Origin of the sequence: Arthrobacter sp. GCM10027362, from assembly GCF_042679445.1 — a bacterium.
GTDB lineage: Bacteria > Actinomycetota > Actinomycetes > Actinomycetales > Micrococcaceae > Crystallibacter.
The window spans coordinates 1-13,853 of the sequence record NZ_JBHTML010000107.1 but is presented as its reverse complement, the minus strand read 5'-3'; the positions used below and the strand labels follow the sequence as shown (position 1 = coordinate 13,853).

Sequence of the window (13,853 nt, the reverse complement as noted above, 5' to 3'; positions counted from 1 at the left end):
GGCCGCCCGGCGGCGCAGGCCTCGCAGCGGCCGCAGCCGGCCACAGCCAGCGGGACTACGCGGGTTCCGGGGGAGGGCCAGTCCGGCACGAGCAGGCCCGTGGCCGAAACCACGCCCACGGCTTCCTGGCCCAGCACCGTCCCCGGACGGACCCAGTCGAAGGCCGGATCCGCCCGGTAGATAACGATGTCGGCGCCGCACAGGCCGCAGAGCGTGATGGTCAGTTCCACCTCTTCCGGCCTCGGGGCGCGCAGCGGGTGGTCAACCACGCCGACGCCGCCGGCCGCCACTGCGGTGCGGACGAGGGCCGGCACCTGCCGGACGGGTCCGAGGCGCCCGCCCGGGACACCTGCTGCCATCTGGCATCCCTCCTTCATCCCTATCTTCCGATCCTATCCGGGCCGGGGACCGGACGCGGAGCCGCCGGCGGGATGGATCAGCGCCCCGCGGCGGCCTCGCGGAACAAGGTGCCCAGGAGGGCGGCACCCTTGCGGATGTCCTCCAGCGGGGGCAGGCAGAAGGACAGCCGCATCTCGTTGCTTCCCTGCCCGTCCGTATAGAAGGCGGTTCCCGGCACGTAGACCACGCCGTGATCGATGGCCTCGTGGACCAGGGCCTCGGCGTCGACGCCCTCGGGCAGCGTCACCCACAGGTAGAAGCCGCCGGTCGGCCGGTTCCAACTCGTGCCCTCCGGCATGGCCTCGGTGAGGGCATCCACCAGGGTGGTGAACTTCTCCTCGTAGATGCCGCGGTACTTGGCCAGCGTCTCCTGCCAGGCCGGGTCGTCCAGGTACGCCGTGAGCAGCTGCTGGGAGAAGACCGACGGGTTCAGCGTGGAGGTCTCCGCGGTGTTCAGCAGCACGCTGTACATGGCCTGCGGCGGCAGCACCCAGCCCAGCCGCAGCCCCGGGGCGATCATCTTGGAGAAGGAGCCGAAGTACAGCGTGATGTCCGCGAACTCCGGCTGGATGGCCGGCATGGTCCGGCCGTCGAAGCCGAGCAGGCCGTAGGGGTTGTCCTCGAAGATCAGCAGGTCCTGCCCGCGGCAGAGCTCGCCCACTGCCCGCCGCCGTTCGGCGGAGAGGTTGACCCCGCCGGGATTCTGGAAGTTCGGGATGGTGTACAGGCCCTTGGCGGTCTTGCCGGCGGCCTTGACCTCGGCGATCTTGCGCTCGAGGTCCTCGGGGATGAGCCCGTCCGCGTCCATGTCCACATGCACGATTTCGGCCTCGTAACCGGTGAAGACGGCCATGCCGCCGGCATAGGACGGGGCCTCGGCGAAGATCACGTCGCCCGGGTTCACCAGCGTGCGGGCGCAGACGTCCAGCGCCTGCTGGCTGCCGTTGGTGACAATCACCTGCTCCGGGCCCGCGCTGATGCCCTCGAGCTTCATCAGCTCCACGATGTGGGCCCGCAGTTCGGGGATGCCCTGGCTGGCGCCGTACTGCAGCGCCGCGGTGCCCTGGGTCTCCATCAGCCGCGCGGCGTCTGCGGCCAGCTGCGCGAAGGGCAGCTGGCCCAGGTACGGGGCGCCGTTGGCGAAGGAGATGATCCCGGGTTTCTGTGCGGCGCGGAAGACCTTGCGCACCTCGGAGGGCCGGGCGGCAAGGGTGCGGTCCGCGTACCAGCGGGTCGTTGCGGGGAGGATGCTGTCGCTTGTCATGAAATGTGCCTTCGGTGGAATGGGTGTGGTCAGCCGGCGCTGAAGCGTAGTGCCGGCCGGACCTCCTCCGAGTATGGACCCCGGGAATCCATGCTGTCTAAGACCTTAATCCTTCCCTGTCCATACCAGAAGGGCATGTCTGCCGGGAGCCGCCTTGCGGTTCCTGCCGCCAGGTGTCACCGGGATCCCTTATGCCTTAACGGCATGAGGACAGACGGATAAAAGTATTGGTCGGGCATAGGAAGCGGCCTCTAACCTCACGGTAGCTTCATTCTCGAAAGTAAGGCTGTGAGATGTCCCACCCCACCAGCGCACAGAATACGCCGTGTCCGGCGGAACAGCCGGTCAGCGGCGCGGTTCCCGCCGACCAGGGCTTCGTCGAGCGCGGCGACCACGGTTACCGCAAGACCATGTCCAACTTCCAGATCCAGATGATCTCCCTCGGCGGCGCCATCGGCACCGGCCTGTTCCTGGGCCTGGGCTCCCGGCTCAACGCGGCAGGACCGGCGCTGCTGCTGGCCTATGCCGCCACCGGCGCCGTCGCCTACCTGCTGATGCGCGCCATCGGCGAACTGGTCATGCACCGGCCCACCACCGGCTCCTTCGTCTCCTGGGCCCGCGAATTCTTCGGGGACCGGTTGGCCCACCTGACCGGCTGGACCATGGTGATCCTCGGGTCCCTGCTCGGGGTGGTCGAAGTGGCGGCGGTGTCCGTGTACGTGCAGTACTGGTGGCCCGCGGTCCCGGCCTGGATCCCGGCCCTGGTGGCCTGGCTGCTGATTGTCGGCTCCAACCTCTACTCGGCGCGGATGTTCGGCTTCATCGAGGCGGGCGCCAGCTCCATCAAGGTGGCCGCCATCCTGCTCTTCATCGGCGCCGGCCTGCTGCTGGTGTTCCTCGGCGGCCCGATGGGCCTGCCCACCGAGGCCGGCGTGGCCAACCTCTTCCGCGGCGGATTCTTCACCAACGGCGTGCTCGTGGTCGCACTTGTCAGCCAGGGCGTGGTGTTCTCCTATTCCGGCATCGAAATCTCCGCGGTTGCCGCCGGCGAGGCCAGGAATGCCCGCGAGGTCATGCCCAAGGCCATCCGCAGCATCGTGTTCCGCATCCTGGTCTTCTACATCGGCTCGGTGCTGGTCCTGTCCATGCTGCTGCCCACCAGCGCCTACAGCGGCGACGAGTCCCCGTTCGTCACCGCACTCTCCGCCTTCAACATCCCGTGGCTCGGCTCGGTGATGAACTTCGTGGTCCTCACCGCGGCCCTGTCCGGCGTCAATGCCACCCTGTACGCCACCGTCCGCGCCCTGCGCACCCTGGCCGCCAACGGGGATGCACCCCGGACCGCCAACAAGATGAGCAAGCGCGGGGTGCCCGTGGGCGCACTGGCCGCGATCGGCGGCTTCTACTTCCTGGGCGTCCTGATGACGGCGTTCTTCGGCGGCGTGCAGGTCTTCGAAGTGGCCCTCGGCGCCAGTGCGGTGTGCATCCTGGTCCTGTGGATCACCATCTTCGCCTGCCAGCTGCGGCTGCGCCGGCACCAGGACACCGGGAAGCTGCCCGTGGTCGGTTTCCGGATGCCCGGTGCCCCGCTGACCTCCTGGATCGGCATTGCCGCCCTGGGCGCGGTGTTCGTGTCCATGGTGGTGCCGGGCACCGGTGACGGCTGGTGGATGAGCCTGCTCGGCAGTGTGGCGCTGTTCGGCGGCATCACCATCGGCTACGAGGTCCTCAAACGCACCAAGGCGCGCCGGCTGCCGGTGGCCGCGGACGGGTAGTCCGGGGGCAGGCTGCCTTGGATCCCGCTGCCGCCATGGGTCCTGCCGTCGGATGGGACGGCCGGCGTCAGTCCGCCTGCCGCCAGGAGTAGCGGCGTTCGGGCCGCCCGACGCCGTACCGGAGCTGGACATCCACGCGGCCTTCCTCGCTCAGGTACTCCAGGTAGCGGCGGGCACTGACCCGGGAAGTGCCCAGCAGGTTGGCGGCCTCGGTTGCGGAGAGGTCCGTCCCCGCCTGGCGCAGCAGCTGCTGGACCAGCTGCAGGGTCTCGGCGCTGCAGCCCTTGGGCAGCGGGCGCCCGGCCCGGCTGATGCCGAACACGCGGTTCACGTCCGCCTGTTCGGCGGTGCTCTTCGAGGAGGCCAGCGGCCGGTAGGCCTGCTGGTAGTGCTCGAGCCGTTCGCGCAGGTCCTGGCTGGAGAAGGGCTTCATCAGGTAGTGCACGATGCCGCCGCGCAGCGCCCGGCGTACGGTGTCCATTTCACGGGCGGCGCTGATGATGAGGACGTCCAGTTCGGGAGCCACCGCGCGCAGGCGGTGCAGCAGGTCCAGGCCGCTGATGTCGGGCAGATGGATATCGAGCAGGACCAGGTCCGGGTGCAGGCGCCGGACGGCCTCCAGTGCCTGGGCGCCGGTATGCGCGACGCCGGCAACAGTAAAGCCGGGCATCTGCCGGACGAATCCGGCATGCACCTTGGCGACCATGAAGTCGTCATCGATTATCAGGACCTTGATCATCAACACTGGTTCTGCTTCTTCAGCCGGGCCGTAAACACGGCGCCGTGATCGTTGCGGACCGTTACTTCCCCGCCACGCCTGAGACATATTAGCCGGGTGAGGGCGAGGCCGAAGCCCCTGCCGCCGTCGCTGGTGGAGGTCTTGGTGGTGAATCCCTGGCGGAAGATGTCATCCATCCGTTCCGCGGCGATGCCCGGACCCGAGTCGTGCACCGTAACGAGGATCCGGCCGGTTTCATCGCTGACGCTCACCCGCACCGTGGGGTCCGGGGTGCCGCTGACGGCGTCCATGGCGTTGTCGATGAGGTTGCCGGCCACGGTGGCCAGGTCGCGGGAGAGGTCCTCGTCCACCCGGCCCAGGGCCGAGCCCTCGTCCAGCCGCAGGGCCAGGCCGCGCTCGGAGGCGAGGCTGGCCTTGGCAATGAGCAGCGCGGCCAGCGCCGGATCCTGGATGCGGGTGGTGACGTCGTCGTAGAGCCGGGTCCGGCTCAGGCTGACCCCGTTGACGAAACTGACCACCTCGTCATACTCGCCCAGCTGGATCAGGCCGGAAATGGTGTGCAGCTGGTTGGCGAATTCGTGTGTCTGGGCCCGCAGCATGTCCGTGGTCGCGCGGGTCGTGCCCAGCTCCTTCTCCAGGGCGGAGAGTTCGGTGCGGTCGCGCAAGGTGGTGACGGAGCCGATGATCCTGCCGCGGGAATGCAGCGGCATGCGGTTGAACACCACCACCCGTTCGCCCACGAGGACAAGGCGGTCCGGGTCCTGCTGGTCCGTGGCCAGGACCTCGCGCAGCTGCGGGTGGACGGTGAGTTCGTCGAGGCCGCGGCCCAGGCAGTCCGGCGGCAGCTGCAGCAGCCGGCGCGCGCCGTCGTTGGCCAGCGTAATGCGCTGGTCCGGGTCCAGGGCGATCACGCCTTCTTTTACGCCGTGCACGATCGCTTCGCGGTGCTCGACGAGGCCGGCGATTTCATCCGGTTCCATCCCCAGGGTCTGCCGCTTGACCCGGCGCGCCAGCAGCAGGGAACCGATGCCGCCGAGGGCGAGGGAAACCCCCAGGTAGGTCAGGAGGTTGGGGACGGCGTCGCCGAACCGTTCAAGCATGGAGGGATACTCGCGTCCCACGGCCGCAATACCGGCCAGATGCCCGCTGTCGTCCAGGACGGGCACGTGCGCGGCCAGGAAGGCTTCGCCGTCCACGGTGACCGGCCCCGTCCAGGCCCTTCCGGACAGGACGCGGCTGGCACCCAGCGGCAGCTTCGTGCCGGTCTGGGACGGATCCGAGGAAGTCAGGATGGTCCGGTCCGACTTGGCCAGGATGACAAAGCGGGAACCGGAAACCGTCCGCACGGATTCGGCCACCGCGGGCAGGGCTGCGCCGAAACGGGGTTCGGCATCCGGCAGGAGCGAGCGGACCACCGGCAGGGCGGCCAGGGTTTCGGCGGCGGAGAGGGCCCGGCGGCCTTCGACCCGTTCGAATGTCCGGGCGGACTGGGCCAGGGAGAGGGCGACGACGCCGATCAGCACCGCGACCACGATCAGCAGCTGCAGCAGCAGGTACTGACCCGACAGGGACATGCCGTACCGGGGGCGTGCCGGCCGCTGCCGGCCGTCCTGCTGGGGCACGCGGGTCCTTTCCATTTGCGGCCCGGATGCTTCCGCAGGCCTTTCTGCTTGGTTGGGTGAACTATATCCGGCCTTCGGCCCGGTTCCGCACCGGGCGGTGAACACAATGAACACAACGTTCTTTGAGAACACAACCGTGACCGGCATCACAGGCGCCCATAGCGTTGAATCATCACTGCACCTTGAGGAAAGAGGATTTCCATGCGTCGAATGAATACGCTGCGCCTGAATGTGCTGCGCCTCGCGGCCGCCGGCCTGCTCCTGGCGGTAACCGGCTGCGGGGCGACCGCCTCCGGCGGCAGCAACAATGCCGGCGGCAGCGCTGCCGAGGGACCGGTCAGCGGGCTGCGGATCATGGTTCCCAATACTCCCGGCGGTGGCTACGACACCACGGCCCGGGTGGCGGCCAAGGTGATGGAGGAGACCAGGATTGCCTCCGGCATCGAGGTCTTCAACCTGGCAGGCGCCGGAGGCACCGTGGGCCTGGCCCGGGCCGTCAATGAAAAAGGCAACGGCGAGCTGGCCATGCTGATGGGGCTCGGCGTGGTGGGGGCCAGCTACACCAATGACTCCGCCGCGAAGCTGACCGATACCACGCCGCTGGCGCGTTTGATCCAGGAGCCGGGAGCCATCATGGTGTCCAAGGACTCCCCGTACAAGACCATCGACGACCTGGTCGCGGCCTGGAAGGAAAACCCGGCCAAGGTCAGCGTCGGCGGCGGTTCCTCGCCCGGCGGGCCGGACCACCTGCTGCCGATGCAGCTGGCCCAGGCCGTAGGGATCGACCCGAAGAAGGTGAACTTCGTGTCCTACGACGGCGGCGGGGACCTGCTGCCGGCGATCCTGGGTAACAAGCTTGGTTTCGCGGCCTCCGGTGCCGGCGAGTACATCGACCAGATCAAGAAGGGCGAGATCCGCGTCCTGGCCACCAGCGGCGAAGAGCGCCTCGAGGGTGTGGACGCGCCGACCCTGAAGGAATCCAACATCGATCTCGTGTTCACCAACTGGCGCGGCATCGTCGCCCCGCCCCAGACGAGCGAGGAGGACAAGCAGAAGTGGATTGACGCCCTGGAGAAGATGCACGGCACGCCCCAGTGGCAGCAGGCCCTCAAGGACAACGGCTGGAGCGACGCCTTCACCACCGGCGAGGAATTCTCCTCCTTCCTGAAGGAACAGGACGAGCGGGTGGCCAACGTCCTGTCCGAGCTGGGGCTTGCGTGAAACAGCTGGCTGCCCGGCTGAAAGGCCGCTCCGAGCTGGGCCTCGCGGCCCTGCTCGGGGCGGTCGGCGTGACCGTCATCCTCGACGCCCTCTCGCTCACCGTCCCGTATTCGCAGGCCGACCCGGTCGGGCCGAAGACCGTGCCGATCATCGTCGGCAGCCTGCTGCTGGTCTGCGCCGTGCTGCTCGCCATCAACGTGATGCGCGGCGGCCGGGGCGAGGCCGAGGGCGGCGAAGACGTGGACCTGTCCCATCCCAGCGACTGGCGGACCGTGCTTCCGCTGATGGGCGCGTTCGTGCTCAACATCCTCCTGATCGACACCGTCGGCTGGGTGATCTCCGGAGCCCTGCTGTTCTGGGGCAGCGCCTGGGCCCTGGGCAGCCGCCGCTACATCCGGGACGCGGTCATCGCCATCGTCCTGGCCCTGGGCACGTTCTATGGTTTCTACCTCGGCCTGGGCATCAGCCTCCCGGCCGGACTGCTGCAAGGAGTGCTCTAAATGGAGACATTCGACCTGCTGATGCAGGGATTTTCGACGGCGGCGACCCCCCTTAACCTGCTCTACGCGTTCATCGGCGTGCTGCTGGGCACCGCTGTGGGCGTGCTGCCCGGCATCGGCCCGGCGATGGCCGTGGCCCTGCTGCTGCCGGTGACCTACGGACTGGAAGCGACCAGCGCGTTCATCATGTTCGCCGGCATCTACTACGGCGGCATGTACGGCGGGTCGACCACCTCCATTCTGCTGAACACCCCTGGCGAGTCCGCCACCGTCATCACGGCGATCGAGGGCCACAAGATGGCCAAGGCCGGCCGGGCCGCGCAGGCCCTGGCCACGGCCGCCATCGGCTCCTTCGTCGCCGGCACCATCGGCACCGTGCTGCTCGTGACGTTCACCCCCATGGTCGTGGACTTCGCCGTCAGCCTCGGCGCGCCCAGCTACCTGGCCATCATGGTGCTGGCGCTGCTCGCCGTGACCGCCGTGCTCGGCTCCTCGAAGCTGCGGGGCTTCGCCTCCCTAGGCCTCGGCCTGGCCGTCGGCCTGGTCGGCATCGACCATGGGACCGGCCAGCAGCGCCTGGTCTTCGGGCAGCCGCTGCTGGCCGACGGGCTGGACATCGTCGTCGTCGCCGTCGCCATCTTCGCAGTCGGCGAGGCACTCTGGATCGCCGCCCACCTGCGGCGCAAGCCGTTGCAGACCATTCCGGTGGGCCGGCCCTGGATGGGCAGGCAGGACTGGAAGCGGTCCTGGAAGCCGTGGCTGCGCGGCACCGCCTACGGCTACCCGTTCGGCGCCCTGCCGGCCGGCGGCGCGGAGGTCCCGACCTTCCTGTCCTACGTGACCGAGAAGAAGCTCTCCAGGCACCCGGAGGAGTTCGGCCACGGTGCCATCGAGGGTGTTGCCGGTCCGGAAGCGGCCAACAATGCGTCGGCTGCCGGCACCCTGACCCCGATGCTCGCCCTCGGCCTGCCCACCAACGCCACCGCGGCGGTCATGCTGGCCGCCTTCGTCCAGTACGGCATCCAGCCCGGGCCGCTGCTCTTCGACAACGAGCCGGAACTGGTGTGGGCCCTGATCGCCAGCCTCTTCATCGGCAACACCCTGCTGCTGCTGATCAACCTGCCGCTGGCGCCGGTCTGGGCCAAGCTGCTGCAGATCCCGCGGCCGTACCTGTACGCCGGCATCCTGTTCTTCGCCACGCTGGGCGCCTACGCGGTGAACCTGCAGGCGTTCGACCTGGTGATCCTGCTGGTGCTCGGCCTGCTCGGCTTTGCGATGCGCCGCTACGGCCTGCCCGTGCTGCCGCTGATCATCGGCGTCATCCTCGGCCCGCGGGCCGAGGAGCAGCTGCGCAAGGCCCTGCAGCTTAGTGCCGGCGACGTTTCCGGCCTGTGGAGCGAGCCCATCGCCGTCGGGGTCTACCTCATCGTGGCGCTGGTCCTGGCCTGGCCGCTGGTTATGCTGGCCCTGCGGAAGGTGCGCCCCCGTCCTGCGGTTGCCGGGGCGGAGGTCCCTGCCCGCGCCGGTGCCGCGGCCAATAACGACGGCGCTCCGGCCGGCTCCGGCGAGGGTCCCTCCGGGCCCGCAGCCCGCCACCGCGCCGAAGAAATCCAACACGAACGGGAGACATCATGAGCATCATCGTCGGCTACATCCCCACCCCGGAAGGCGAGGCCGCCCTGGAGCGCGCCATCCGCGAAGCGTCCGCCGCCGAGGCGCCGCTGGTGGTGGTGAACTCGACGCGCGGAGATGTCTTCGTCGACGAGCGGTTTGTCCAGCCGGATGCTGCCAAGGCACTGGACCACCGGCTTGCAGCCTCCGGCGTGGAGTACACCCTGCTCCAGCCGATGGGCGGACATGATGCCGCCGAGGAGGTGCTCGACGCCGCCGGCCAGCACAGGGCAGACCTGATCGTTATCGGGCTGCGCAAGCGCAGCCCGGTGGGCAAGCTGATCATGGGCAGCACGGCGCAGCGGATCCTGCTGCAGGCGGAATGCCCGGTCTTGGCCGTCAAGGCCGCGGCCGCCTAGGAGGCCGGAGCCGGACAGGGCGGGCCGGACAGCGCAGGGCCGCAGCGGGTTGCCGCTGCGGCCCTGCGTGCCTGTCGCGGCCCCGCGTCGGGTCCCGCCGTCACTCTGTCCGTTGCGGCTGACAGAGTGACGGACTCTGGAAGCCGGCCGCGCCGGTCTCGCGCGGCTCCTTCCCGGTCCGCGGAGCCTGGAAATCTGTCAGTGCCGGAGCGGCAGACTGACGCACTCACAGACTTCCGGCGCGCCTTCGGGAAACCCGGCCGGATGCGTGAAAGGGTGGCCCCAGCGGCAAAGGAGGGATCATGAGACAGGGCCTTGAGCGCGTCGTCGCCGTTGTCAACGGCAAGGGCGGGGTCGGCAAGACGACGATCACCGCGAATATCGGCGGCATGCTGGCCGCCAGCGGCTACCGGATCCTGCTGGTGGACATGGATCCGCAGGGCAACCTGGCCGAAGAGCTCGGCTACACGAACAGGCCGGTCAACGACGACGGGCTGGCCCTGTCGCGCACCCTGGCCTCCGGCAGTGCGGCGCAGCCCGTGGCCGGCATCCGCGCGAACCTGGACGTGCTCATCGGGGGAGCCCACCTGGACACGGCTGCCGCGGGGCTGACGATGAAGGCCCGCAAGGACCCGTCCGGCGCCAAGTCCGCCCTGGCCTCCGCGCTCGTCCCGGTGGCGCCGGATTACGACCTCATCTTCATCGACTGCCCGCCCGGCCAGGAAACCCTGCAGCAGGCAGCGCTCGCGGCCGCGCGGTGGGCCCTGATCCCGGTCAAGACCGATGCCTCCTCGCGCAAGGGGCTGCGGGACGTGGCCCGGCGGCTGGATGCCGTCATCGACATCAACCCGAACCTGGACCTGCTGGGCGTGGTGCTCTTCGGGGTCAACCGTTCGGCACACCGCGTGGTGGAGGCCGCGCGGGAAGGGGTCCGCGAGGACCTTGGCGACGGCGCGCCCGTCCTGTCGGCCTCCATCAGGCATGCCGAGGCCGCCGCGCAGGAGAGTCGGGAACGCGGCCTGCTCGCCTTCGAACTGGAAGAAGCTGTCCTCGCGGCCCCCAAATGGTGGGAGCTGCGGCGCAACAACGTTCAGCACGACGGGCCGCGGTCCAGGAGCGCCGTCGGCCTCGCCGAGGACTTCCAGGCCCTGGGCGAAGAGGTCATTGCGCGGATCGCGGCCGGGGAAGCGGCAGCCCCCGGCCAGGCCCTGGCCAAGGCGGGAGGTGCACGATGACGGCACCTGCACGCCGCACCTTGACCGGCCTCGCGCCGCGGACGGCAATCGGCGAGGGCGTCAGCCGGCTGATTCGGGCCAACCGGCCGGACGGGCCGCAGGCACCGGAAGCCGGGACTCCTGCCGCACCCGCGCCGGAACAGGCAGAGTCCGGAACTCACGGAGTCCCGAAGTATCTGCAGCTGCGGCGCCGCGAAGCCCGTGTCTACGACGAACAGGCCGACGCGCTCACGCTGCTCGCCCGGCGCCTGAACAACGGCAGGCAGCTGCCCAACGGAAAAACCAGCGGGGAACGGATCACCGACAACACACTGCTGCGGCTGGCCATCGACCTCCTGCTCGCCCGGGCCGACGACCTGGAGGGCACCACCGAAGAGGAACTGGCCGCCAGCCTGGGGCTGGAACCCAGGACACTCGGGCAGCGCCCCAAGTGAAGCAGCAGGGGTGCCCGGCCTGACCGAAGCGAAGGCCGGGGACCCCCGCCGAACGCGTCAGGCAGCCGGAGGCTTCCGGCCCCGGAGCACGGGCTGCAGGGCGGCGGTCTGCCGGCGCAGCGCCTGGGCCACGGCGGCGACGGCGGGCTGGCGGAGCGAATCCGGGCGCAGCACCATCCAGTACGGCAGCTCTTCGGCGAAGTCCTCCGGCAGCAGCCGCACCAGGTCGGGGTGGCGGTCTGCCATGAAGCACGGCAGGAAGCCGATCCCGGCGCCCGCGCGGGTCGCTTCCACGTGGACGAAGACGTTGGTGCAGCTCAGGCCGTCGCGCATCGAGGGCACCAGCCGGCGCGGGGCGTCAAGGTCGTCCACCTGGAGCATGGAGTCTACGAAATACACCAGCGGATGCTGCACCAATTCCTTTACCGTGGCCGGCGTTCCCCGCTCGGCCAGGTAGTCGCGCGCGGCATACATGCCCAGCACATAGGAACCGAGCCGGAACGCCTCCGCGCGGTGCACCTGGGGCTCGCCCACCACCACCTCGATGTCCAGTCCGGAGCGGTGCTGCAGCGCCCGGCGCGTGACGGTCACGATCTCGACGCTGAGCCGCGGATGCTCGCGCTGCAGGGCCGCGACGGCCGGGGCGACGACATAGGCGCTGAAGCCGTCCGTGGCGGACATCCGGACGACGCCGGAGATCGCGTCGGCCGTTTCCTCCGGCCTGTTGAGCAGCGCCACGGCTGCCTCGACGCCCTCCGCGGCGTGGGCCGCCCGGCGCCCCAGATCCGTCAGCTCCCAGCCCCCGACCGTCCGGGCCAGCACCCGGCCGCCGAGTGCTTTCTCCAGCGCCGCGATGCGCCGCGAGACGGTGGTGTGGTTCAGGCCCAGGCTGTCCGCCGCCGTCGTGAACCTGCCGGTCCGCGCCACCGCCAGCAGCACGAGCAGGTCGTCGGGGTGCGGCGGCTCGGCCGGCGGGCGGGGTTCGGATGTAAGGCTGGAGGCACTCATATCTGCAATTCTGCACCTCCTCCGTGCGCAAGTGGCCATTGCTGCACATTGGGTCCGCGGTGATACTCGTGGAAGCCGGCTGTGCCGCCGGCCACACGCACTGCACGTCCAGTAAGGCATCGAGCAGGCGTCACTGTGGACGCCGTGAAGGAGAGACATGAGTGTCAATCAACGCAACAATGCTGCCGGAGAATCTGCCGGCACGGGGCTGCGGAAGATCGTCGCCGCCTCGATGGTGGGCACGGTCGTGGAATGGTACGAGTTCTTCCTCTATGCCACCGCGGCCAGCCTGGTGTTCGGAAAGTACTTCTTCCCGGATGCCGGCACCGAGCTGGACGGCATCATCGCCGCCTTCCTGACTTATGCCGTGGGCTTCGTGGCCCGGCCGCTCGGCGGCATCGTCTTCGGCCAGATCGGCGACAAGCTCGGCCGCAAGCACACGCTGCAGGTCACCATCATCCTGGTCGGCGTGGCCACGTTCCTGATGGGCTGCCTCCCCGGCTTCAACTCGATCGGCTACTGGGCGCCGGCGCTGCTGGTGGTGCTGCGCTTCATCCAGGGCTTCGCCGTCGGCGGCGAATGGGGCGGCGCGGTGCTGCTGGTCGCCGAGCACAGCCCGAACAGGCAGCGGGCCTTCTGGTCCAGCTGGCCGCAGGCCGCCGTGCCGGTGGGCAACCTGCTGGCCACCCTGGTGCTGCTGAGCATGTCCTGGATCCTGCCCGCGGACCAGTTCCTGGGCTGGGGCTGGCGCGTGGCGTTCTGGCTCTCCGCCGTGATCGTGCTGGTGGGCTACTACATCCGCACCCACGTGTCCGAGGCGCCGATCTTCCTGCAGGCTCGTGCCGAGGCGGAGGCCGAGAAGGCCGCCGGCTACGGTGTGCTGGAGGTCGTGAAGAAGTACCCGAAGGGCGTGCTGAAGGCCATGGGCCTGCGCTTCGCGGAGAACATCATCTACTACATCATCGTCAGCTTCACCATTGTGTACTTGAAGACGGTGCACCAGTACGATACGAGCCAGCTGCTGCTGGCCCTGCTGGTGGCCCACGTGGTCCACTTCCTGGTCATTCCGCAGGTCGGACGGCTGGCCGACGCCGTGGGCCGGAAGCCGGTCTACCTGGCCGGCGCCGTGCTGTCCGCCACCTGGGCGTTCTTCGCCTTCCCGATGTTCGATACGCTCAACGACCTTGTCATCATCCTGGCCGTGACCATCGGCTTGTGCTTCCACGCCCTGATGTACGCGGGCCAGCCGGCCATCATGGCGGAGATGTTCCCGACCCGGATGCGCTACTCGGGCGTTTCGCTCGGCTACCAGGTCACGTCGATCCTGGCCGGGTCCATGGCGCCGATCATCGCCACCGCGCTGCTGCAGCAGACCGGCAGCTGGGTGCCGGTCGCGGTCTACGTCCTGGTTGCCTGCGCCATCACCGGCGCTACCGTGCTGACGCTGCACGAGACCAAGGGCTTCTCGCTCCACGACATTGACGCTGAGGATGCCCGCAGGCACGGGCTCGACGCCAAGCCGGTGGCCCGATGAGCGCGGGGGAGCCGCACCTGCCGCTGAAGGGCAGGCGCGCCCTGGTCACCGGCGGTGCCGGCGGCATTGGCGCCGCGGTGGCCCGTACGCTG

Annotated in this window: 13 protein-coding genes; 8 read left to right on the top strand and 5 right to left on the bottom strand. The window is 69.3% G+C overall.

The genetic code is table 11. The features are described from left to right. Both ACFQ36_RS14620 and ACFQ36_RS14615 read right to left on the bottom strand, forming a co-directional pair. Nucleotides 1-359, bottom strand: a 359-nt coding sequence (locus ACFQ36_RS14620) for an alcohol dehydrogenase catalytic domain-containing protein (protein WP_377014804.1), incomplete at its 3' end; no start/stop codon positions are given. 77 nt (nt 360-436) lie between these two features. Next, nucleotides 437-1,663, bottom strand: a complete 1,227-nt coding sequence (locus tag ACFQ36_RS14615; RefSeq protein ID WP_377014803.1) for a PLP-dependent aminotransferase family protein — start codon at nt 1,661-1,663, stop codon at nt 437-439. Between the two features lie 293 nt (nt 1,664-1,956). On the opposite strand from ACFQ36_RS14615, the gene ACFQ36_RS14610 reads away from it, so the two are divergent. After that, nucleotides 1,957-3,438, top strand: coding sequence for an amino acid permease (locus tag ACFQ36_RS14610; RefSeq protein WP_377014801.1), 1,482 nt, complete (start codon nt 1,957-1,959; stop codon nt 3,436-3,438). A 67-nt stretch (nt 3,439-3,505) separates the two neighbouring features. On the opposite strand, the gene ACFQ36_RS14605 is transcribed toward ACFQ36_RS14610, so the two are convergent. Continuing rightward, nucleotides 3,506-4,177 (bottom strand): response regulator, encoded by a 672-nt coding sequence (locus ACFQ36_RS14605; protein ID WP_377014808.1) that lies wholly within the window; start codon nt 4,175-4,177, stop codon nt 3,506-3,508. Beyond that, nucleotides 4,177-5,751 carry an ATP-binding protein gene (locus ACFQ36_RS14600; protein ID WP_377014806.1) on the bottom strand — a complete coding sequence of 525 codons (1,575 nt, stop codon included), beginning with the start codon at nt 5,749-5,751 and terminating at the stop codon, nt 4,177-4,179. The genes ACFQ36_RS14605 and ACFQ36_RS14600 overlap by 1 nt, the downstream gene beginning before the upstream one ends. Nucleotides 5,752-6,000: 249 nt before the next feature. Here ACFQ36_RS14600 and ACFQ36_RS14595 point away from each other — a divergent pair, with 249 nt between their 5' ends. The 6 genes from ACFQ36_RS14595 (at nt 6,001) to ACFQ36_RS14570 (ending at nt 11,219) form a co-directional block, all read left to right on the top strand. After that, nucleotides 6,001-7,020 (top strand): Bug family tripartite tricarboxylate transporter substrate binding protein, encoded by a 1,020-nt coding sequence (locus tag ACFQ36_RS14595; RefSeq protein WP_377014799.1) that lies wholly within the window; start codon nt 6,001-6,003, stop codon nt 7,018-7,020. Then, nucleotides 7,017-7,520 (top strand): tripartite tricarboxylate transporter TctB family protein, encoded by a 504-nt coding sequence (locus tag ACFQ36_RS14590; protein WP_377014797.1) that lies wholly within the window; start codon nt 7,017-7,019, stop codon nt 7,518-7,520. The genes ACFQ36_RS14595 and ACFQ36_RS14590 overlap by 4 nt, the downstream gene beginning before the upstream one ends. Next, the gene (locus tag ACFQ36_RS14585; RefSeq protein WP_377014795.1) at nt 7,521-9,155 is read left to right on the top strand and encodes a tripartite tricarboxylate transporter permease; all 1,635 of its coding nucleotides are present in this window, start codon (nt 7,521-7,523) and stop codon (nt 9,153-9,155) included. Then, on the top strand, nt 9,152-9,550 hold the full coding sequence (locus ACFQ36_RS14580) for a universal stress protein (protein ID WP_377014794.1): 399 nt from the start codon (nt 9,152-9,154) through the stop codon (nt 9,548-9,550). Before ACFQ36_RS14585 ends, ACFQ36_RS14580 begins: the two co-directional genes overlap by 4 nt. A 302-nt stretch (nt 9,551-9,852) precedes the next feature. Beyond that, a complete protein-coding gene (locus ACFQ36_RS14575) occupies nt 9,853-10,785 on the top strand; it encodes a ParA family protein (RefSeq protein ID WP_377014792.1) in 933 nt (310 codons plus the stop codon). Continuing rightward, nucleotides 10,782-11,219: a hypothetical protein gene (locus tag ACFQ36_RS14570; RefSeq protein ID WP_377014790.1), complete on the top strand. Its 438-nt coding sequence runs from the start codon at nt 10,782-10,784 to the stop codon at nt 11,217-11,219. The genes ACFQ36_RS14575 and ACFQ36_RS14570 overlap by 4 nt, the downstream gene beginning before the upstream one ends. A gap of 57 nt (nt 11,220-11,276) precedes the next feature. Here the strand turns inward: ACFQ36_RS14570 and ACFQ36_RS14565 are convergent, their stop codons facing one another. Beyond that, complete coding sequence (locus tag ACFQ36_RS14565) at nt 11,277-12,227, bottom strand: LysR family transcriptional regulator (RefSeq protein ID WP_377014788.1); 951 nt, start codon at nt 12,225-12,227, stop codon at nt 11,277-11,279. 157 nt (nt 12,228-12,384) lie between these two features. On the opposite strand from ACFQ36_RS14565, the gene ACFQ36_RS14560 reads away from it, so the two are divergent. Further along, a complete protein-coding gene (locus ACFQ36_RS14560) occupies nt 12,385-13,761 on the top strand; it encodes an MFS transporter (protein ID WP_377014786.1) in 1,377 nt (458 codons plus the stop codon). Nucleotides 13,762-13,853: the final 92 nt, after the last annotated feature.

What these genes read in the sequence shown, in the direction of transcription:
- ACFQ36_RS14575 (WP_377014792.1), top strand. Translation starts at nt 9,853, where the DNA reads ATGAGACAGGGCCTTGAGCGCGTCGTCGCCGTTGTCAACGGCAAGGGC.
- ACFQ36_RS14605 (WP_377014808.1), bottom strand. Translation starts at nt 4,177, where the DNA reads ATGATCAAGGTCCTGATAATCGATGACGACTTCATGGTCGCCAAGGTG.
- ACFQ36_RS14615 (WP_377014803.1), bottom strand. Translation starts at nt 1,663, where the DNA reads ATGACAAGCGACAGCATCCTCCCCGCAACGACCCGCTGGTACGCGGAC.
- ACFQ36_RS14610 (WP_377014801.1), top strand. Translation starts at nt 1,957, where the DNA reads ATGTCCCACCCCACCAGCGCACAGAATACGCCGTGTCCGGCGGAACAG.
- ACFQ36_RS14570 (WP_377014790.1), top strand. Translation starts at nt 10,782, where the DNA reads ATGACGGCACCTGCACGCCGCACCTTGACCGGCCTCGCGCCGCGGACG.
- ACFQ36_RS14585 (WP_377014795.1), top strand. Translation starts at nt 7,521, where the DNA reads ATGGAGACATTCGACCTGCTGATGCAGGGATTTTCGACGGCGGCGACC.
- ACFQ36_RS14580 (WP_377014794.1), top strand. Translation starts at nt 9,152, where the DNA reads ATGAGCATCATCGTCGGCTACATCCCCACCCCGGAAGGCGAGGCCGCC.
- ACFQ36_RS14600 (WP_377014806.1), bottom strand. Translation starts at nt 5,751, where the DNA reads ATGTCCCTGTCGGGTCAGTACCTGCTGCTGCAGCTGCTGATCGTGGTC.
- ACFQ36_RS14565 (WP_377014788.1), bottom strand. Translation starts at nt 12,227, where the DNA reads ATGAGTGCCTCCAGCCTTACATCCGAACCCCGCCCGCCGGCCGAGCCG.
- ACFQ36_RS14595 (WP_377014799.1), top strand. Translation starts at nt 6,001, where the DNA reads ATGCGTCGAATGAATACGCTGCGCCTGAATGTGCTGCGCCTCGCGGCC.
- ACFQ36_RS14560 (WP_377014786.1), top strand. Translation starts at nt 12,385, where the DNA reads ATGAGTGTCAATCAACGCAACAATGCTGCCGGAGAATCTGCCGGCACG.